We start from the raw sequence: 20554 nt of genomic DNA on the forward strand, positions 1-20554 counted from the left end.
GCCATGCAACAATTAATCCGTCCTAAAAAACTTAATCCTGGAGATAAAATTGCAGTGATCAGTGCTTCATGGGGTGGTCCAGGTACCTTTCCTTATCGTTATGAAGTGGGCAAACAACGACTTGAATCTGTTTTCGGATTAGAAGTTGTTGAAATGCCCCATGCATTAAAAGATGCAGATTGGATATATCAAAACCCTAAAGCTCGAGCTGAAGATTTAATGCAGGCGTTTTTAGACCCAACCATTAAGGGAATTTTCTCAACGATTGGCGGAGATGATGCCATAAGGCTATTACCTTACATTGACTTTGAAATCATCCGTAAAAATCCAAAAATAGTTTTAGGTTATTCAGACAGTACTGTTTTACATTTTATTTGTTTAAAAGCAGGTATCGCGAGTTTTTATGGTACTTCAGTAATGACCGGTTTTGCAGAAAATGTAGCAATGCATAAGTATACAGTCAGCGCGATAAAAAAAAGCTTTTTTTCAACACATAAAATAGGTGCTATTCCTAAACCAAGTGAAGGGTGGACCAAGGAATATTTAGATTGGCAAAAACCTTCTAATCAACAGATTCAAAGAAAACTTGAACCCAAAATGAAATGGGAGTTTATTGGATGCACTGACAAAATAGTTCAAGGACGTTTATTAGGAGGATGTGTTGAAGTTTTACAATTTATCAATGCCACTGAAATCTGGCCTTCATTAGATATTTGGGATGGCTGTATTCTTTTCTTAGAAACCTCCGAAGAAGGTGTGGCGCCATTGTTTTTAAAACGTTTCTTAAGAAATTTAGCTGCACAAGGGATACTGGCTAAAATTGCAGGTATTTTATTCAGTAAACCTGGTGGTCAGCATATCTTAGCACCACAATTTAAGGACTATGGAAAAGCTATCTTGGACATATTTGAAGAATATCAGCTACCCCAAGTTTCTGTAGTAGTTAATATGGACTTTGGTCACTCCGATCCAATGTGGGTAATGCCTTATAGCTGTTTAGCAGAGATTAATCCTATGGAAGAAACAGTGAGCTTATTAGAAGGAATGGTTATCTAAGAACTCGTTACTAAATTAGTTCTTAAGCTATATCTTGTTTTAATCACATATAAGAATGTACTAAAAAAACTTGTCATCATTAAAAGTATCAAGGATAAAATAATTACCTTATTTCCAAAGTTATTGAGTAAAATTCCAATGACATAAAATGCACCGATTGATACCAACATTGAAAGTGTACTAATTAATGAATCAAAAGTTGCTCTAATGTCATTGGTGATATTTTTATGCAATAATGCACTGATAATAATAGAAGGATATTTAAATAAGATAAAACAAGAAAGAAACAGGATAATAGAGATTGTTTTATAGATTTCATTTCCGTTATGTACGATGAGATAGCTTGTAGCCGCAACGAAAAAAGCCATAAATAACAAGCTTATTTTTAGTGAGCTTTTCTTTTCAGCAAAGAATGATGCTAGTGCTTGAAACACCAAAATGATGGCAAAAACAAACCCATAAACTATTGCCTCAGAAGTATGTTCACCTAAATAATCATAAACGATCACCTGCCAAAACTGAGCTAAAATTTGAAACACAGTAACCAGTGAAATATTAGCAATAAATAAAATAATAATGTTTTCAACTTTCAGTACACTAAATAAATTCTTGAAATGTATTTTTGTTTTATTCTGTGGTGGACTTTTTGAGATAATGACATTAAATTTCTTCAGATCATTAGCTAAGAGCGAAAATAGCCCTATTGTTGTTAAAATAAAAGCAGCAGCAAACCAAACATATCTAGATTCCACTGTTACAAAAACACTGCCTAAAAGCACAGAAATTACCATTAATAAATTCTGATACTTAAAAAATTTCCCTAAGGTGTAATTATAATCATCTTTTCCTGTTTCATATGAATAAGTTTCAACTAAGATAGGCAACATCACGGCATTAAAAATTGCCAAAGATAACCCATTAAAAAATTCTGCTATAAAGAAGGTGAGGGCTGTATTTCCTATAGCAGTTAAAAACATCCATATGGCTGCAAGGAAAATTGAAATTAGAATAAAAGGAAATCGATTATTACACTTATCAATGATCACTCCTGCTGGAATTTGAATAAGTACAATTACTATTCCTTGAAACGCCTTTAAAAAGGAAATATCCGCAATAGATAATCCATGTGTTGTTAAATATAAAGAGGAATAACCACCCACTAACATTCTGATGCTTGAAAATAATATGGTATAGATTAATAGCCTGTAGAATAATCGCATTTATGAACCTAACTTAGGCTAACATATTATTCATGCGATTAAAAAGACTGAATACTTTTTCTATTTCATCTATTTTAAACGAAGATAATTGTTCACCAGAAAAATAAAAATCAAAAAAATCGAGAGCCTTATCGGGGTAATTTCTATTTTTGAACGTATTGTCTAAATATAAAAAAATCTTATCTATCAGGAGAGGATCCCAATCAACAATTTGCTGATGCTTACTTTTTATAATCTCTTTTGTATTTGCTACAGTTAGTTCGTCGAGTTGGATAAAATTAAAACGTCTTTCAAAAGCTTTGTCATTAACAAATATAGCTGCTTCGTCAATTGTAGTTGCTCCTATCATTTGAAAGTCTGCTCGCATAAGATAGGGCTTTAATATGTCAGCGCCGGATATCCCACCATCAGAATTTCCCGTATTTAATATCGTATGAGCCTCATCAAAAAATAAAATTTTCTTGTGAGTTAACGCTTCATTAAGAATATTGTGAAATTTTTTTTCAAATTCACCGCGATACTTAGAGCCAGAGAGTATGCTGCTAATGTCTATGTAATAAATATCCAGGTTTAGGACATGAGCAATTGATGCAATAAGAAAAGTTTTCCCTACTCCAGGCTCACCAATGAGCATGATATTATTTTTATAATTCCGTTTAAGACAAATTTTTATAAGTTCTTGTTCTTGCTCTCGATGAAGACATGGCTCTTGTTTTAAATTTTTTAAATTATACCCATACTTGTTAAAAAGGTCGTCATTACTTCTATTTTGATCCCGATATTGTGTTAGATAACTGGATAAAAGATTTGAATAAGTAGATTCGCACTCCAATAAATAATCAAACACATTTTGTAAGCTGGTATTAGTGCCGTACTCTTTAAATATTGTTTCCAAGAGAACAGTATCGTCATTTTCCTTAAAAATCAGCCAATCAGTATTAAGTGGAACATTAGTTTTATGCTCCATTAGAGATAGCAAATTAAACAAATTTACAGGGATATTCCCCACTTTCTCGACAAGTTCTGTTAATTTTATAGATGAAAAAGACACTCTACACCTCAGTAATACAGGAATTTAATGTATTGGTATCAAAATTAAATACGCGATCAATGAGTTGGCAAGGTAAGAAATTAGTTAAAAATTTTATTACTTCCAGGGCAACAAGTTTCCCAGCAATAGCATTGTATGGATCGATGATCGTTGCAACTAAACCAGAATTTATTAAGTTCATTTTTTCTCTTTCTGAATCAGAAATATTTACTTCTTGTGCTTCTGACTGATTAGGGAAAATCTCTTTATAACTTCTTGTTTTATTGGGTATGATTAGTGGACCACAGGTTATTTGGTTAAAAGAAGGTAGTCCAAAAATAAACGGGCATTGTTTATTTTGACAAGCATCATCGACAACGTACACAATTTTTCCCCTTGGGGTATCTGCACACAAAATTAAAATATCAAGACCGTCTAAATGAGGTTCTAAATCCTGGGAACGAATTACTCTTTGGTTAACTGTAGTAATCTCAGCGTGTGGATTAACTAATTTTAATTTTTTTTCAGCAACATCAAGCTTTTGCTTGCCAATGTCGCCCTCATTATAAAGCATTTGTCTGGCAGTATTACTTAATTCAATGTGATCATGATCAATAAGTGTTAGTTTTCCAATACCCATGGAAGTTAGTCCATATGCTACATAAGAACCAACACCTCCGACACCTAAAATTCCAACATGGGAGTTTTTTATTTTTTCCTGAAAGTAGATAGCATCATCAATATTATTGCCTTGAAGGGTAGCAAAGCTTTTGATCTGTCGGGTGTGACCTCGCATTAATGTTTTCTGTCAAAATCACTAAGAGCGAGATACGAGCCATTGCGCCACACCTGTTTATGTTATTTACATAACCATTTTGAACATGTATAATACATAAATTCATTGGCTAAGCTTTTATCCAGGAACCCCCATGCAAGACAAATCTGAAGTGACAATAGACATAGCTGGTTTACCCTCTGAAATGTGGAGTGAAGTCGTTAAACATTTACCAAAAGCTGGTTTATTCAATTTTTATCGAGCCTCAACAACGCATAAAGATTTATCTGCCTATGAGTTTAATAGCCGTAAAGCGACACATACCTTTTTACGACATGTTGTATGCGGTGAGCATGAACAGGTTAAAGCCATGCTAGAGCAAGACATTGATTTGCTCTTTAAAAGAGAGCAGGTAAGGGATTGCTCTGACCGAGTCTTTTTCGAAATTAGCGGCTTTGAATATGCACTTTGGGCCTTGGATAAACACATGTGGACGCTAATGCTTGAGTGCATACCGCGAAATGAAAAGGGTAAAGAAGTTCTAGCGAGATTATCGACTCAATATAAGAAGCTTTGTGAAATGGGCGTTTCCTACAGCCTTCATGAGAAACCAATCACTGAAACGCATTTTAATTTCGCAAATACCATCATTAAAGAGCTGCAAACGCAAGTGGATTCGATAAACGCGCCAGGGGATAAGAATTGGGATGCCATTGATAAGCAGTGGCAAGAAGGTGTTGGTGGTGCGCAAAAACTACTGCCTATGCATGCTGTTGATGAGTACTGCTCTAATGAACCTTTTTATCCTGTACCTAAATTTACCTCACAACCAAAATCATCGAAACAATTCTATAATTGGACTACTGTAAAGGATGAAAATTGGTTTAGCGCTGATTCTAAGTTGGCTATTGATTTTGCTATATATAAGGGCCGCCGGGGTGCGAGGGGGGCAGATGGAGTGGTCGAGGCGGGTGGCGATTTGGTTGCCTTAACGGCATTATGTGAAGTAAGAACGAACGATTTTATCAATCTCAAATCAGAACTTGAAGAACAGATGACTTTGGATAATCGTCACCAAGTTTTTCAGATTTGACCGAGTTGGCCGCATGTCGATGAAGAAGCTCGGCGGCGAATGCCGCCACATGCTCATCCCGGCATGAGTCCAAAAACCATAAAAGCAAGTCCTGGTATAACCAGTGTGCTGCTGTTCTCACCCACCACATACACCATCGATGCAAGTAACTGATGATTCGCCGGGGAGAAACCCCATCTTTGACCATCCATTTAACTTGCTCGCGCGCTTTGCGCAATGTTCTTGCATGAGGAACAATGTGTGTTTGCAAAAAAGGCTGCTCTTCGGGTTGCCAAATTGTCTCTACCCCCCCGATTTGGATGAGTTTTGCTCTGTTTGTACCTTGTTAGAAACATTCAATGCAGCCTGTGTCGTTGTGGTGTTATCCAAAGGTCGTGTCTGTGGATATTGGATGCCTAAAAAATGAAAGCCCTTATCAATTGAGCCAATACGTGTTTTTTTACCGGACAAGCCTAGACGCCTTTCTTGCAACACCTGCATCAGGCGCTGTTTACAGCGATTGAGGCTGCGCTTGGTTTGGCACAGGATAAGAATATCATCCTGATACCGAAAATAAGCCACACCCATTTCATTGAATGCGTCATCGAGTGGTTTTAAATAAAGGGCACTAAAAAATTGGGATAAAGGTCCCCGTAACGCAATGCCTGTATCCGGATTTTTATAACCTCTTGGCGTTTCAATTGGATTGACTATAATACGTTCCAACATCAAATTTAGTTTAGGATCATGGTAATGTGCCTGAATATCCTTGACTAATTGATGATGTGATATGGATTTGTAATAGGATTTAATATCGGCGCGAATAAGATATTTTGGCTTTTTTTCTTCGAGAACCTTTCTCACTTCCTGTGTTGCATGCTTTACTCCACTCGGACCAAGAAGGTGATAACAATTAGGGTTCATGACAAAAGGAAATGTGGGCTTTAATTGGTGCAGCAAAACATGTTGCAGAATACGGTCGGAAAGATGGAGTTGGTCAATCATTTCGTCTGGAAAATAACAACGCTTAAGGAATCGTGGTGTATAACTGCCATCGATTAGGGCATGAATACCATTAACTAACCAATCATCCAATTCTCGTGCTAAAAAATGAATGTCGTGGTTATGATGGGCATGATGTTTTTGTTTATGGATCTTGGCAAACAGTTTTTGGCCAATATCCAGCATTGAAGTCAGCTCCCAACGCTTCATACTTTGTTTTTATCCTTGTTCAATTCAGGCGTTCATTTATCTGCTTTTATGCATGAAATAGCCAATAACTAACACTCTGAATCTTGACTGTCTAGTTAGGTATTATATCATCACCATTTTAAAATGGATTTGTAGTAATTGATATGGCTAAAGTGATTGCTGTAAACAATGATGAAATAGTGTTGCAAGTACGAGTCAAACTTAATGGTTCCATGCTGAATATGGAAGAGGCAATTCAAGCCGCTGTCAATGAAGTGGGTAGTCTTGCAACAACAGAGGCATTAAAGCGGTTTGATACAATTGGGGCTCCTATGCAAATAGGCAATGTCCGGGTGACGAGCAAAGGAAAAGTCCAAAAATGTTATGAAACACCTTATGGTGCTATTCACCTGGAGCGTTATGTTTATCAAACCTCATCTGGAGGAAAAACCTACTGTCCTTTGGATGAACGAGCACGAATTATCATCAGTTCAACGCCACGATTTGCTAAACAAGTTTCTAGCAAATACGCACAATTAAGTGCACAAGAAGTCCTGGACGATTTTAAAACCAATCATGGCCGACCAGTAGCCCGTTCTTTTTTACAAAATATTGTGGATGTGGTTGGCTCAATTGCTCGAGCTACGGAAACAGACTGGATGTTTGAAACGCCCAAACTCAATGACGTTGTTACCACTGTATCCGTAAGTCTTGATGGTACTTGTGTCCTCATGGTGAATGAAGGTTGGCGAGAAGCTATGACAGGAACAATTACCTTATATAATAAGGTTGGAGAACGGTTGCATACTATTTATTTAGGGGCAGCGCCAGAATATGGCAAGACGAAATTTTTGGAGCGTCTTGAGCGAGAGGTTTACCGCATTAAATTGCAATACCCTAACGCAACTTATGTCGGTATTGCTGATGGTGCAAGAGTCAATTGGGATTTTTTAGAACGGCATACCCAATATCAAGTTCTAGATTTTTTTCATGCAACCGAATATCTTGCAAAAGCCTCTCATGCCATGCACCCGGTAGATACGAAACAAAGAAAAATTTGGCTCGATTTAGCATGTCATCGATTAAAACATGAGCTTAATGCAGCCTCTGAATTGCTTAATGAAATGAGCAACATGCCACCCAATAGGAAAAAAAAGGAGCTTGTGGACAAACTAAAAAGTGCAATTACCTATTTTAAAAACCAAAGACAACGTATGGATTACAACTTCTATCAGATAAAAAATTTGCCCATTGGCTCGGGAGTTACCGAAGCAGCTTGTAAGACTCTCATTAAACAGCGTCTTTGCCAGTCTGGAATGAAGTGGAAAAATCAGGGTATTTCAATGGTGCTGCATTTAAGAGCATTGATATCAACCAAAGGTCGTTGGGAACAATTTTGGGATCGTATTAATCAAGCAGGATTAATTGGATTGGCGGAAATTTGCTAGTTATTTAAAGTAAACTTTACATTAATTCGAGGTCATACCCGATCTGTCTATCAAACTTTATTAATTCTTTATCTGATAGGGTATGGGTAAATTCAGTTTTAAATTTTACAATATTATTATCAATTAAAATCTGAAAGACCTCATCAAACTCGTCCTCAGATATATCATGTTTGAAGAAAAGCTGTTTGTAAATTTCTTCTTTACCATGCATTCCAGATTTTTTAATTTCATAAAGTAAATCGATAAAAAGTTCTTTTTCATCAATTTTAAGTGATTGATCATCCGGTAGATGAATAATTATTCCGTTTTCATGAGGTTGTAAATACAAATTTTCGTTTAACTTTATCTGTTTCATACAAAAACCACCATTACAATTATTTCTGGCAATAATAATTGCTTAAAATAATAAATAAATTTATCAAATTAAGTAAAATTACGCCAGAAATGAAGACTAAGGAACTGCTGTAATTAAAGAAGCTTTTAAAGCAATTTTGGTTGCAGCAGAAATTTTAGAAACTGTTAAGGTTTTAGTTTTTGTAGTTGTTTTCATAACATAACTCCATTATTGATCCATAGTAGAATCCAACTAACAAAACTAGTTAGTTGGCCAAGATTTACCGAAGCCTAAGAATAGTCTGCAATAAACCTGATTTAGTAGATAGTCTTCCTTAGAAATCCTTCCTACTTCGTCGAAAATTACTAAAAATTAATAATGAAGTCAATTAAAAATTCGCATTAAATATAGGCATATGACGCTAATATCATGTATTTATTTACATAATTTTATTTAATCCCCCTAACAAATTTTTGATGGCTTACGTTTTGATCATAAATTAACACATCACAACTCCAATTTATTGATCAATTTTTCCACTACCGACAACTCCCTCACATTGTCAGGCTTAATGGAACCATAAACCTTAGGCACTAACTTACACGCCAACCATTTGCGCGTATCAATTCGTAGTTTAGCTCGTTGAATTGCCTGACCGTTAAAGTGAATTTGTCCCTCAGAATCAAATACTTGATCCTGTGAACTATCGTCTGCAATTTCAAGCAATTCATCCACCACACATTCAATTTGCGCTTGTTTTGCTCGCGCGTATTGGTCGGAAAAGTCCTGATTTTCTTTTAACCAAGTGAATATAGTATCTTTGTTAGGCCAGTGGGGGTGCCCTTGACACAAAGCTTTAATCCCCTTGGAGCTGGAAGCAATTGCATCACAAATTTCTTTGGCCAACGCGAGCGTATACGTCGTTGGCCTTCCATTTTTAGATTTCAGTGCTTTCATTTCAGAACCTCTCGCTTGTATGGAGTCATCAGCATCTATTTTACCAATTGAATGTAGTACATGCATTACTCACCTCCAGATATATGCTTATACTCTTCAGAAGAATCGATTTTTTTCTGAGGGGTATTTGCAGAAACCGATAAAAGCGATAAAACCGATTCAACACGCCATTTTTCTGCTGAGAAATTCCCACTGCATCGATTAAAGCGAAGCCCATCAACAATTTGTCCAATATGCTGTTTGATCCACCGCCCAAGCCTACGCCTATTAATATCGCCATTTTCACCTGCAATATCCATGAGCGTTTCTTTAAATTCCTCATTCACAGGAAATGCTGCTTTTTTTATAACGTCCCGTATCATTGTAGGCGTATCACCAAAGACAGTATGCCAAGCAACCAAAAGCCGTCCTAATTGTTCTCGATCTGGATCTTCTTGCATTGCCTCAAAAATTGATGTTGAAGGATCAGCACGCCCGAGCCATAGCAATGACTGGCGACATAAATCAGACCAATCTTTAAAACCCACTAATGATTTACACTCACTCATTGGTCTACCCGCCACAATCCATGCCCGTATAATAGTCAATGCGGCAGATACATAACGCTCTCTTTCTTGGAGTACTTCTGCAATCAAATTGGGATGCTTGAAGTCACGTTCTGCAGGAATTTCTACTTCAGGATTAAGATTAATGGTAATGCAGCGTCGGGTCATATCCTTGATTGGGGCAACATTATTACCGCTCGATAAAATAAGAGTTCGTGTATTTACCGTTGCGGTTTTGGATTCACCCAATATTCGCCCACTCATAAACTCTGAAGTTAATGCAGTGCATAGACTCTTATGTGGTAAAATATCACAGGTCATATTGTCAAACTCAATAACTGCTGGCGAACATAAAAACTCTGCTAAGAGTAATTTGCGGCATTCTTCATCATCGGCTGGGAACGTGGTCGGCGTTCCTTGCTGAGAGGTTGCAAATGCGGTGATCAGTGCACAAAGATATGATTTACCTGAGCCAACTGCATGTGCTCGCACATGAAACATGGGTGCAAAAGACAAGCCAGGCCTAATTGTTGCTGTTAAAATAGCTGCTAATGCGGCTGAGCGATCTGATTCTTGTGCAAAAGGAAACTCCGCCAATATATCTTGTAACAATACTAGTGCATTTTCTGCATCAGCTCGTGATGGATTATCGGGGATCGTAAATTTATCAGCGTTAAAAACACCATACATCTGCGCCATAACATCGTAACCACTAAGCTTCACAAGACTACCATCTGAACGAAGATAAGGTTGATGTGCCAAACCCTCAAGTACTGGCAAATGTGCATAATTAGCTACATCATATAGTACCGAAACATGTCGCTCGGGAGGATCTACACGCATCCACCCGTTTGTTGAACTATACTTCTCCCATGTTGCAACATCGGCCAAAGCCCTGGTTAGAGCGGGTTTTGAAATACGTTGTATGTATACTCTATTCGTTTCTGGCTCCGTTGCTACTACAACAATCAAATTTCCTCGTTGGTAATACTTTCCTGATTCTGCCAATTCATGCTCTGCTGCATCAACAACATGGTGAATTTCACCGTTAACAGTGCGGATGACAGGCTTCATACGAGCGATAGAAGTGCTAATATTCAATACCCGCAATAAATCACGAATATGTCTCTTAGCACAATGACCATGTAGACATTTATACCCACCAATTGGCCAATTTTTATCAGGCTCAAAATAAGCCGTGCCACTATCAACTGCATCTGTATGTTCCTGCACCCAAAAACAAGTAATGTCATGTTTTCCGCCCCCAAGAGATTCTTTGTACAAATTGCGTTGCATGAGCGCAGTGATGACTGCATTTTTTTCTGGGCAAGGCACATGAACAGTATCCATATCTATTTTACTAGTTGATGCACTACTTGCTTTTTTTCTCTCTGTGGGTTGAACATGAATTATTTCAAGCTTCAAACCATCAACTAATTGTTGTACTGAATATTTATTCTGAGGCTTCCAATCCTCCATTTTACATAAGAAGGGAGGATTATGTTTCCCATTCACAGCAATTGGTAATCGAGCAAGCCGTGTTGTTTCCCCATTTGCACCAGGATCGCATAACCCCGCATTAATAATGGCATTCATCAATTGATCAACTTCTTTTGCATCGCTCAAAGGCTCTTCAAGAATATATCCCGCTTGATAATTGCCAGGAGAGGTTTCCAGAAGCCAGCTTGGAGCCAACGTTAACCTATCTCGATTGACCTTAGTTCCTATGTCATCAAGCATAATGGCACGTAATTCATGAAACTGTGCTTTTGTACGACGATATTTGCCCGCTTCGTCAGGTTTGAAACATGCCAAGCTAAAATAATTGTTTGCATCATTAGGTAAAGTCATTGCAGAATTTTTTGTCCTGGGGAAAGCAAACCATTTTGGCCTTAGTACAGTGCCTGGATTGCCCTTAAAGCTCACAAGTAGAGTACTTTCATTTGCTGAAAGATCACCAAAAATAGCCTGTAAAAAATTATTGTTATCTACAAAAAAATCGCTTTTATCGGTTTTAACGGTTTCAGAATGTTCTAATGCAACATTTTTCAGAGAATCATTTATAGTTGAGGGCAAGTTATTAGTCATGATGAACCTCCTTATTGTACTCGCTGGTAGAACTAACAAGTACATGACTTTCTAACCAGGTAACCACATCACGCTTTCGGTACAAAACACGGCCACCTACTTTGCGATAAGGAATACCGACTCCACGCCATCGGTTACATTCTAATGTTTTAATACTTTTGTTAGTGACTGGAGCTATCGTTTCTTGTCCAAAAAAAGCTTCTAGAGGAGCAGCCCAGAAAATTTGAACAAGTTCACTATCTGGCTTCTGTTGATGAATTGATCGACGTTTTTTTAAGTTAACTTTACCTAAATTTAAAGAATCATTTTTATTATTATCGATTGGCATAGAGCTCTCCATAAAAAGTTAGAGGGGTTAAAGCTCCAATCGTATTATTAAGAACACAGTAGGGTCTGCGGGGCTAACTACACCTATTTTTAATGAGTTAGCCCCGTAAATTAGAGATAAGATGTAGAACCAAATAGTATTTCTTTTGCAGTCATTTCTAGGAATTTATTTTCAGCACATATTGTATCAAATATTTTTTCAACTTCTCTTTCAGCATCTCTCTTATCCATGTTATCCATAAAGAAAATGTCCGTAACTTCTAAAGCAATATTCACTGCTAATCCGGTTTTTATTCCTTCATAAGTTCGAATTAACTCCTGTAAAAAAATTTTTATAAATGCTTGACGCAACACATTTTCGTGACTTCTTTTTGAGCTGAATATATTGTGACCTGGATTTTTTAGCAATTGTTGTAACAATGTATGAAAAACTAATTGCATTGCCCCATTCGAAAAATATAGCCCGCCATGATTTAATGCAAAATTAATTTTTTCCATCGCTTTCATAACAGGCTTTCTTTCTTTTTCAGAAACCACAATCTGAGTTAGCATACGCTTATGCTCTGCAAAAAGATGAATTTGTAAAGCACAAAGCCTCACTAACGCTAGCTTTTCCATGTATGACAAAATTATTTCCACATCTGTTCTTTTAATAACGCGCAGCCTTGCTTTTGCTATTTTAGCCGTTGCTTGCAAAAAATAATCTTGCTTATGTAACCAATGAACAAAGGGGTGCTGTTCCATTGTTTTTAATGCTTCTTCATTAGGTATTGGCAGATGGCTCTTTCCTTGTCTTTCTTGTATGAAGCCAAACTCTAACTCTTTATTTATATAATCACGTGCATTTTGAATCTGGGATTTAATAATTTTGGCAGCATAATCCATATTCTTTTTAACTTGCTCACTAGTTTCGCTCATTTTGCTTTCTCTGAAGGTTCATTCAATTCCGCTTCAATCTCCGCTACTGTAGGCAAACTGGCTTTAAGTTCTTTAGGCAAAGCTTTTGCGAGGGTATATTCTGAAATCCCAATAGGCGCGCTCATGTTACGCAATGCATACTCAGCAACAACCTTGTGTTTAGATTTGCATAAAAGTATCCCAATAGTTTGCTTATCTCCATCTTTGCGCATTAGATCATCAACTGCAGCCATGTAAAAACCGAGCTGTCCAGTATGTTCTGGTTTGAATTTACCTGCCTTCAGCTCAATAACCACGAATGCACGTAAATGCAGGTGATAAAAGAGTAAGTCAACGAAGAATTCTTGGTCATCGAACGTTAACGGTACTTGTGAACCAACAAACGCGAAGCCTTGCCCAAGCTCAATTAAAAAGTCACGGATATGTGTAACCAATGCGCCTTCAATTGCACGTTCATGCGCTTTGCCCTGGATGGTTAAAAAATCGAAGTTGTACGGATCTTTCAGCATTTCATTGGCTAAATCGGATTGTAAGGCTGGTAACTGTTTATGGAAGTTATTGATTTTCTTGCCCGGTTCAGCCTGGCGCTCATATAGGCCGCCTTCAACCTGCATTTCTAATACAGAGCGTGACCACCCATTTTTAATAGTCTGTTGGGCATACCATTCTCGCTCTATATCGTCTTTGATCATCTGCATTAAACGAACAATATGCCCCCACGGTAATTGCGGCACAGCTTGTGCCGTAATTGAAAGGTTAGGATACAATGTTGCAAATTTCTTCATCCTCTGAAGATTACTAACAGAAAAACCCTGCATTTCAGGGAACGCTTGCCGCATGTCGTGAGAGAATTGCTCTAAAAAGCCAGAACCCCATTGATGACTCTTCTGTTTCTCAATTAGCTCTGTGCCCAGCTCCCAATAAAACTGAATTAGCTCACTGTTGGCTGCCAGTGCCGCGCGTATTTGCGCTGTTTTTAATCGAGTTTTTATGGTGCTAAAAAAATCCATGTACTCTATATTCAGATGTAATGAATTATCTTGAGCTTTAATTTCATTGTTCATGTACTACTCCTTGTTGTTGTGGTTGGATCTCTAATACTATTGCCGAGGACTGAACTCCCATACATTTTAGAAAATAATCAGTGATTTGCTGCATGGGTTTTCTTAGCCGTTCTACATCGGTAACAATATAACCAGCAGTGATATCGCCACTCATTTTATGGTTCATTAAACGTTTCAACGCATAAGCTGAAATATCTAATCCTTCAGCAATAGTGATAAACGTTCGTCTTAAGTCATGTACCGTAAAATGGATGCCTGAAAATTTGGTTACATTGGCCATTTGCTTGCGTGGCTCTATAATATGACCAGCAGCCCCCGTGCCAGGAAAAACATACTCATTACTTCTTTTTTGGCTGCGTGATGATAACAACTCATAGAGGTAATTAGAAAGAGGTAGTGTATGTGATTCGTGATTTTTGGTATCAAGCACAGTTAATGTTTTAGCTTTTAAATCCACTTGATCCCAACGTAAAGTAGCTGCTTCCTGACGACGTAGCCCTGTCAGAATGATTAACAAGAGATAATCTCTTAATGTCTCATTTTCTAATTGCTGTACACCTGCATACCATGGGGCTAATTCATGCGCTTTGATAAATGTCTGCCGGCGTTCAACTCGATACCACGCTCTGGTTTGTGATAAGCGTTTGACTGGATTTTCTATGACAAGCGATCTGCCTTGAGCGTCTTCGTATTGGCCTGCAGCAAAGTTAAATAAAGCTCTTAACAACCTCATAGCCAAATTGGCGTAGGCTTCTCCGCTTTCTTTACCTAATTTCTCATGATGTTTTGCTACTTTATCCTTTGTGATCGATAAAAACGACTTATTGCTCCACCCAGCAAAAGCGACATTGAGCACTCGCTCGTAATTATAAAGCGTATTATGTTTTAAAGATTTTCTGGCCCTCTTATAATCATTAAAAACGTCATTCAAGGTCATGTTATTGATTTTCATGCCTTGCTTTTCCGCAATAGGATCAATCCCTGTTGCAATTTGGCCAATAACTTTTTGTGCTTCTTTACGTGCTTTCTCCGCAGTAAGCGCCCCGTATTTACCAAGAGTAATACGGCGAATCTTATTACCGATATTTTTCTCCACCACAAAGCTTTTAGTTCCTGCGGCGGTAACACGCAACGCAAAGCCTTTAAGTTCAGAATCACGATAGAACACCTGATCCTTTCCAACAGGTACTTCTGCTTTATCTACAAAGGTCTTATTTATTTTGACTTTCATGCTCACCTCGCTTTTCTACATGTAGAAGCAATGTAGAAAAATTATTTAGAATTCCTAAGAAAATTTAAGAAGTGATTATAAATACAAACCCTTGTTATGTATAGGATATATAAGGGTTTTAAGTAAAATATAGAAATGGATAGAAACGCTTATTTTATAACTGTTAATCATTAGGTCACGAGCTCGAGTCTTGTCCGGGGAGCCACATTCCATATGACTTCTAGTAAAATTCAAATCCACCAATTTGTATTATTTAAAACAAGGCCCATTCACTAATGTATCATCGTCTTAAAACTTAAAAGGCAGCATCTAGAGTAACGAGGAGATCAAGCGTGAAAAATATCTATCCATCGCTTGACACTCTTAGTGAACTCCGGTGTGAGAGTTAATCATTTTAACTTAAGTTGCTCTTCACGCTTTTCAACCATATCATCAAACACAGTGGCTGATCGCGTTTTGGCATCACTCCAGAAACTAAAACGATGATGATTTAGCTGTTGATATTCCTTATCAAAATCATCTTTTACTTGACGCACCTCATCACTGGTTTTGCAATTTTCCAAAGACAATTCTAGGCGCTCGAGAATCTCTTTCTTTGCTGTGCTATAGGTTAATTTACGTTCAATTTTATAACTATTAAATGCATTAAATAATGCAAAAGTTATTTCTACAAATGGCTGAATAATCGCTTGATAAAAATTCTTTGGATTTTTTACTTCTCGTCTTTCATTACGATTGTGAAGTGTTAGCAATTTATATTCTGGAGTTAATTGATTATGCATGCCTTTAACTGCATTAATATTTGTATCTGCATCATCTACAAAAATAACAGCCCCAGACCATTCAGGTTTATTTCTTGCAAACATCTGGTAGAAATAAGATTTTTCAGTTTCTGCAACATGTGCTTTATGCTCGGACGTGTTATTGTGATCTAAATAGCGCCTGATAGCGGAAGCTGTAGCCTGATATAGCTCAGCATCTTCCCTTGACCAACCATCAACTCCAGCCCTTACTGAGGCAAACGCTTGGCCTGAGGTAGCGTCATCGAAATGAGTCAAAGGTTTAAATTGCTCTTGGCTAAGGAGCTCAAGAATCTCTTCATCGCTCTTAGTTTTACACATCGCTTGATAAAAAGCTTGGAGTAATGCCTTGTCTTTATTCCATACTAAATCAGAGGCACAGATAACCCCATGAACCGTCAAACCCTTTGATTGTAAATATTCAATTAATACTATTCTTTCTTCAAGTGTGCGCTGTTTTAAACTCATCGAACTGAATAAGTAAACATCTTTAACATTATTTTCAAGTAACGTGTCAATTAATTTATCATTATATTCAATATCTGGCGGTGCACCAAATATCAAAGTGTTGTCGACATCTAATAACGCAACTACTCGTTTTTGTTGAATTGTCATCAGTGTTTTCCTACATAAAAATAAACTATGGATAAGTTTAGTGGGTGAACATTAATTAAACATTAACAATGGTATAAAAAGTTTGCTGCCGGAATTATCTCCCTTTCTAAATAGGTATACACATGGATAGCCACAATAAATTTGTTTTAGTAAGTCCTTCATAATCAAGCGTATTCATAAAGTCTATTCAGAACAACTCATAAAATAGGGATCTAAAAGAATTATTAGCTACTTTAGTCACTTTAGGTGCTCTCTCATGATTTTAGTAAAAAACCATATTTTGAGTTTTATTCCTCCAACCAAAATATTTAATTATTTCACTTGATGGGGGTATGAAAAAAGTTCTAAGATCGTCCTTGTGCGAGTCTCTTCATTTTATCCTTCACTGACTTATTATTATACTCTGTGGCCTAAAATAGGTGACGATACCACAAGGAAGTTTCCCGTCAAATATCTACCAATTTGTATTATTTAAAATAGAGCCCGTCCCGGATCCATTGCGGATTTGGATCGGATGGGGCGTAAGGTGCCACCCCAAAAAACGACATCAGCTCTACAATCTCTTAACTTCCAAAAAAGAATCAAAAAACATGTTTTTTAAACAATATTTCCTTAATTTAATGGCAGTGCGTCCCTATATGCTATTAAGACCACCGTTAGGTAGTACTTCCTCAGTGATTCCTGCGGCTTGTAATCCAGTTGAAATCCCTCGAGTTAACAGAGCAAGCGCCGATAATGGCAAAACGACCAGATCGATAAGCGCCTGGCAGAAGCCTTTAATAAGATATTCCGCGCCACCTAAAAAAAACGATGCTCCACGTTCATTCCCACATAACTTACTAATTCCACCTAAAGCAGCACATACAGTTGATAAACTGCCAATAAGAACAGGCACTACTACTATTACCGTGGGGTCTAATATCGCCAATCCAATCTGCACAATTGGTAGAAATGTGTGACGTGCACAAAAAATAAATTCTTCTTTGGATTCATAAGGCTGAAAGAACATTTGTCCGATGCTACGATGCTTACGCCAAATAACCTCATCATTCATGACATTATTTTTAGTTACTTTTGCTGAACCGGTTAGATAACCTATTGTTACTACTGAAGCCATCATTATCCTTTATTTTACTGTAAAAGAAAGTGGCTAAAATTATACATAAAACCGAATAAAACGCAACATGCTCAATTATTGAGCCGAACATTGTCAGTTCAATACAAGAACGAAAACATTTGATGCCACAAAAAATAGACATGTTTCTCCTCGTGCCAAGAGAGAGTAGGCACGAGGAGAAAGCTGAAGCATTTATGAAAGAAAACAAAGTTATTTCGAATAGTTTTGTACTCTCAATTGGTTCTAAAATGCAATATAATCCAAGTAAAAATTTCCCACGTCCCCCATAAACCTATTCGCCCACGATAAACCATCACCCTAAATGCCACTCTAAGATCTGAATGCTAACTCAAAATCATCACGAACAATAAAAGCACATATCGTTAATAATTCCATAACAATGGACCAGTATAATTCATTGATGGCAATTATTGAGAATAATCAGATAATGAAAAAATTTATTAAATTAGCTCCAGTCCACCAAACTGGTCATAACTGTAAAACTACGGCTATTGCTACTACTGATAACTATTTTTCTAAACGCCAGGGTTTTAAGCCCATGCCATTACATAAAAAAAGTATTGCGCCACTTTCGATAAGGCAGTTAGCTAAAACCAAAGGCTCCGTTCAAGGTGAATTGCTAGAAATTCGTCAGTTTTCTGAAATTTTTGCGGATCTTGGCTATGAAACGGAATTAGTCGCTGTACACGATGATTTTGACTCATTTAAAAATACGATTACAAATAACATTAAAAATGGAAATTTAGTTATTGCATGTTTTGCTGTTGATCGCCGCACTGGACTTCCAACAACTCATTATGAACGTGATAATGAACATGCTGCGATTCTTCATGGATTTGATGAGACTACTGGTCAGTTAGATATGACTCATTGGGATGAACATAGAAAAACAACAATGCTTGATTTTTATAATTCGTCGATGAGTCTCCTTGAACAGCGAAATCCAGAATATTATGTGAATATTAAACATAAAGATAATGAAAAGAAATACGACCTCATTTCAGCTCAAACTGGCATCTCTTTTCCCTCGGGTATCCCTACTGGTACTTCTATTAAAAAATCTCTTGTTCCTGCACCACAAAGCGGCTTTCGCGGTAAGTTACTCGTTATTAAGCAACCTCAGTTACAAAATATTCTTGCGGCGCGAAATAGATTATTAATCGGTGACCATAAAGAAATAATTATTAAATTATTAGAAAATATTAAAATAAAAACCGATGAGCTTATCAAAAAAGGAAATAAAAAGAATAAACCTTTCTATGATTATCAAAAGGCAGGTAAAGCAGCGCTAAAATTAGATAAGCAATTGACTGCTGCTGCAAAGCAATTCTTGGATGATGACGAACTCACGCTTGAAGAATTTAAACACCAATGTGAAACAGCAATCAATGCAGCCAAACCCGAGTTCGCAAAGCACCGTGGATGGCATCAAATCAATTCTACGTTAAGAACATTTTTAGAAGTTTTAGCGATATTATCGATTGTTCCAGCAATTATGGTTGCCATCGGTACAAAGCGCGGATATCAAGGGATTTTTTTTAAAACTCCTAAAACTGACGCAGCAGAAAAAATAGAGTCATTTATGGAAAATTTAAATAAACTGCGATGATATAGTCACGTCAAAATATAAGAGTTCCCAGGATACGCGGAGCGGCACTACCTGGGCTTTTAATCGATTTAATCCATTCCTTATTTGACGTATGCTTTTTTAGGCACATCAAAATTATAAAGGATACCAAAGGCTACTTGGGCGGTATTTGCACGAATTTTAGTATTTTTCGTGACACCACCAAAAGGCTCAAAAACCCGGTTTTTAACACGGTCGTAATTAATCTGACTATAATCCATCATTACCGTCCATTGCTCCGTAAGGTCATGGCGCACACCAGCGCCATAGCGGATACCATTGCGATTTTTAGTCATGCTCCGTATCGTAGGATCTGATTCACTGATTTTTAAACGCCCATTAATATAGCCCACGCGGCCATAAAACAAGGTATTATCGGAAAGAAAAAATCCAGGTAATAAACTAACGCCTTCACTGTTTTTAAGCGTAAATGTAGTTTTAGCAAAGGTTTGGTGTACGTATTCATCATTAATCAGTTTATAGGTCAGTGAACTAATATTTGCATTCACTTCAGCGGCCAAATAATAGCGGTTATAAACCCTACTATAACCTGCAAAAAGAGAACCAAAGACACCTAGCCCTGCAAAATGCGCTCTATCCACAACATTAAACGAGCCTGGACGCATGACATGAGCGCTTTGGGTAAAACTTGCCCCCTCAGGCCCAACAGCGCTCCCCACATACAAACCAGAAAAACAAGGGGTTGCTAATAACGGAAGAACGGTAGCGATGATTGTTTTCCTTAACACTTTGTTCCCTAAAAAATTATTAAAATTCATTGTATTAGAGCATGCCTTATAGATCAATCATCCTTGATAATCTTGGTCTAGATATCAGCCTGGTTGTTGTCTTATTTGTTATCAGTGCTATTGCGCTGCTTTGTTTTAATTTACTAAGCGCTAAAAGCCTGAAAAAAACAGATCAGAACCTATGTGAGCACCAATTACTATTTTTTACGATGTCCTTTGCCCAAATTAATTAGCCAGAGTGGAGCCGCTAAGCACCCGCTAGATAAAATCACTCAATTCAAGCCGGTAGTCTATATTTAAAACAATATGAAATAAATTAAGATGAAAGAGATTATGCTTACGTTACTAAAATTAAGTGGACGCTATCTT

General features: G+C 37.2%; 18 protein-coding genes. 4 read left to right on the forward strand and 14 right to left on the reverse strand.

The genetic code is table 11. From position 1 onward, the window contains the following. Positions 1-3 precede the first annotated feature (3 nt). A complete protein-coding gene (locus tag LDG_RS04935; protein ID WP_006870074.1) occupies positions 4-1056 on the forward strand; it encodes a S66 family peptidase in 1053 nt (350 codons plus the stop codon). Here LDG_RS04935 and LDG_RS04940 read toward each other — a convergent pair. The 3 genes from LDG_RS04940 to LDG_RS04950 are packed head-to-tail and all read right to left on the reverse strand — an operon-like array spanning position 1053 to position 4102. Next, positions 1053-2276: an MFS transporter gene (locus LDG_RS04940; protein ID WP_006870075.1), complete on the reverse strand. Its 1224-nt coding sequence runs from the start codon at positions 2274-2276 to the stop codon at positions 1053-1055. The genes LDG_RS04935 and LDG_RS04940 overlap by 4 nt on opposite strands. 13 nt (positions 2277-2289) lie before the next feature. Beyond that, complete coding sequence (locus LDG_RS04945) at positions 2290-3327, reverse strand: AAA family ATPase (protein WP_006870076.1); 1038 nt, start codon at positions 3325-3327, stop codon at positions 2290-2292. 1 nt (position 3328) lies between these two features. Further along, positions 3329-4102: a HesA/MoeB/ThiF family protein gene (locus LDG_RS04950; RefSeq protein WP_050805523.1), complete on the reverse strand. Its 774-nt coding sequence runs from the start codon at positions 4100-4102 to the stop codon at positions 3329-3331. 133 nt (positions 4103-4235) lie between these two features. Here LDG_RS04950 and LDG_RS04955 point away from each other — a divergent pair, with 133 nt between their 5' ends. Further along, a complete protein-coding gene (locus tag LDG_RS04955; protein WP_006870078.1) occupies positions 4236-5174 on the forward strand; it encodes a hypothetical protein in 939 nt (312 codons plus the stop codon). Positions 5175-5456: 282 nt separating this feature from the next. Here LDG_RS04955 and LDG_RS18870 read toward each other — a convergent pair whose 3' ends face one another. Next, the gene (locus tag LDG_RS18870; protein ID WP_006870080.1) at positions 5457-6365 is read right to left on the reverse strand and encodes a reverse transcriptase domain-containing protein; all 909 of its coding nucleotides are present in this window, start codon (positions 6363-6365) and stop codon (positions 5457-5459) included. 143 nt (positions 6366-6508) lie between these two features. Here LDG_RS18870 and LDG_RS18400 point away from each other — a divergent pair, with 143 nt between their 5' ends. Next, positions 6509-7792, forward strand: a complete 1284-nt coding sequence (locus tag LDG_RS18400) for an ISKra4-like element ISLdr1 family transposase (protein ID WP_006870081.1) — start codon at positions 6509-6511, stop codon at positions 7790-7792. Between the two features lie 16 nt (positions 7793-7808). Here the strand turns inward: LDG_RS18400 and LDG_RS04975 are convergent, their stop codons facing one another. The 9 genes from LDG_RS04975 to LDG_RS05015 form a co-directional block, all read right to left on the reverse strand. Next, positions 7809-8147: a hypothetical protein gene (locus LDG_RS04975; protein ID WP_006870082.1), complete on the reverse strand. Its 339-nt coding sequence runs from the start codon at positions 8145-8147 to the stop codon at positions 7809-7811. Between the two features lie 486 nt (positions 8148-8633). Then, the gene (locus tag LDG_RS04980) at positions 8634-9149 is read right to left on the reverse strand and encodes a terminase small subunit-like protein (RefSeq protein ID WP_006870083.1); all 516 of its coding nucleotides are present in this window, start codon (positions 9147-9149) and stop codon (positions 8634-8636) included. Beyond that, on the reverse strand, positions 9149-11716 hold the full coding sequence (locus tag LDG_RS19270; RefSeq protein ID WP_006870084.1) for a DNA-primase RepB domain-containing protein: 2568 nt from the start codon (positions 11714-11716) through the stop codon (positions 9149-9151). Before LDG_RS19270 ends, LDG_RS04980 begins: the two co-directional genes overlap by 1 nt. Beyond that, positions 11709-12044: a MerR family transcriptional regulator gene (locus LDG_RS04990; protein WP_006870085.1), complete on the reverse strand. Its 336-nt coding sequence runs from the start codon at positions 12042-12044 to the stop codon at positions 11709-11711. The genes LDG_RS19270 and LDG_RS04990 overlap by 8 nt, the downstream gene beginning before the upstream one ends. Before the next feature lie 110 nt (positions 12045-12154). Next, positions 12155-12961, reverse strand: coding sequence for a hypothetical protein (locus LDG_RS04995; protein ID WP_006870086.1), 807 nt, complete (start codon positions 12959-12961; stop codon positions 12155-12157). Next, entirely contained in the window at positions 12958-14025 is a 1068-nt protein-coding gene (locus LDG_RS05000) for a PDDEXK nuclease domain-containing protein (protein ID WP_006870087.1), read from the reverse strand. The genes LDG_RS04995 and LDG_RS05000 overlap by 4 nt, the downstream gene beginning before the upstream one ends. Then, positions 14015-15256 (reverse strand): tyrosine-type recombinase/integrase, encoded by a 1242-nt coding sequence (locus LDG_RS05005; protein WP_006870088.1) that lies wholly within the window; start codon positions 15254-15256, stop codon positions 14015-14017. The genes LDG_RS05000 and LDG_RS05005 overlap by 11 nt, the downstream gene beginning before the upstream one ends. Positions 15257-15645: 389 nt before the next feature. Beyond that, entirely contained in the window at positions 15646-16671 is a 1026-nt protein-coding gene (locus tag LDG_RS05010) for a hypothetical protein (protein WP_006870089.1), read from the reverse strand. A gap of 634 nt (positions 16672-17305) precedes the next feature. Beyond that, entirely contained in the window at positions 17306-17788 is a 483-nt protein-coding gene (locus tag LDG_RS05015) for a hypothetical protein (protein ID WP_006870090.1), read from the reverse strand. Between the two features lie 448 nt (positions 17789-18236). On the opposite strand from LDG_RS05015, the gene LDG_RS05020 reads away from it, so the two are divergent. Next, on the forward strand, positions 18237-19418 hold the full coding sequence (locus LDG_RS05020; RefSeq protein ID WP_148263506.1) for a hypothetical protein: 1182 nt from the start codon (positions 18237-18239) through the stop codon (positions 19416-19418). Positions 19419-19498: 80 nt separating this feature from the next. Here the strand turns inward: LDG_RS05020 and LDG_RS05025 are convergent, their stop codons facing one another. Continuing rightward, the gene (locus tag LDG_RS05025) at positions 19499-20185 is read right to left on the reverse strand and encodes an outer membrane protein (RefSeq protein ID WP_040534580.1); all 687 of its coding nucleotides are present in this window, start codon (positions 20183-20185) and stop codon (positions 19499-19501) included. Positions 20186-20554: the final 369 nt, after the last annotated feature.

The organism is Legionella drancourtii LLAP12 (assembly GCF_000162755.2).
GTDB classification, from domain to species: domain Bacteria; phylum Pseudomonadota; class Gammaproteobacteria; order Legionellales; family Legionellaceae; genus Legionella; species Legionella drancourtii.

What these genes read in the sequence shown, in the direction of transcription:
- LDG_RS18870 (WP_006870080.1), bottom strand. Translation starts at nt 6,365, where the DNA reads ATGAAGCGTTGGGAGCTGACTTCAATGCTGGATATTGGCCAAAAACTG.
- LDG_RS05005 (WP_006870088.1), bottom strand. Translation starts at nt 15,256, where the DNA reads ATGAAAGTCAAAATAAATAAGACCTTTGTAGATAAAGCAGAAGTACCT.
- LDG_RS05015 (WP_006870090.1), bottom strand. Translation starts at nt 17,788, where the DNA reads ATGGCTTCAGTAGTAACAATAGGTTATCTAACCGGTTCAGCAAAAGTA.
- LDG_RS04940 (WP_006870075.1), bottom strand. Translation starts at nt 2,276, where the DNA reads ATGCGATTATTCTACAGGCTATTAATCTATACCATATTATTTTCAAGC.
- LDG_RS04975 (WP_006870082.1), bottom strand. Translation starts at nt 8,147, where the DNA reads ATGAAACAGATAAAGTTAAACGAAAATTTGTATTTACAACCTCATGAA.
- LDG_RS05010 (WP_006870089.1), bottom strand. Translation starts at nt 16,671, where the DNA reads ATGACAATTCAACAAAAACGAGTAGTTGCGTTATTAGATGTCGACAAC.
- LDG_RS04935 (WP_006870074.1), top strand. Translation starts at nt 4, where the DNA reads ATGCAACAATTAATCCGTCCTAAAAAACTTAATCCTGGAGATAAAATT.
- LDG_RS04950 (WP_050805523.1), bottom strand. Translation starts at nt 4,102, where the DNA reads ATGCGAGGTCACACCCGACAGATCAAAAGCTTTGCTACCCTTCAAGGC.
- LDG_RS05000 (WP_006870087.1), bottom strand. Translation starts at nt 14,025, where the DNA reads ATGAACAATGAAATTAAAGCTCAAGATAATTCATTACATCTGAATATA.
- LDG_RS04990 (WP_006870085.1), bottom strand. Translation starts at nt 12,044, where the DNA reads ATGCCAATCGATAATAATAAAAATGATTCTTTAAATTTAGGTAAAGTT.
- LDG_RS05020 (WP_148263506.1), top strand. Translation starts at nt 18,237, where the DNA reads ATGAAAAAATTTATTAAATTAGCTCCAGTCCACCAAACTGGTCATAAC.
- LDG_RS04995 (WP_006870086.1), bottom strand. Translation starts at nt 12,961, where the DNA reads ATGAGCGAAACTAGTGAGCAAGTTAAAAAGAATATGGATTATGCTGCC.
- LDG_RS18400 (WP_006870081.1), top strand. Translation starts at nt 6,509, where the DNA reads ATGGCTAAAGTGATTGCTGTAAACAATGATGAAATAGTGTTGCAAGTA.
- LDG_RS04955 (WP_006870078.1), top strand. Translation starts at nt 4,236, where the DNA reads ATGCAAGACAAATCTGAAGTGACAATAGACATAGCTGGTTTACCCTCT.
- LDG_RS04980 (WP_006870083.1), bottom strand. Translation starts at nt 9,149, where the DNA reads ATGCATGTACTACATTCAATTGGTAAAATAGATGCTGATGACTCCATA.
- LDG_RS19270 (WP_006870084.1), bottom strand. Translation starts at nt 11,716, where the DNA reads ATGACTAATAACTTGCCCTCAACTATAAATGATTCTCTGAAAAATGTT.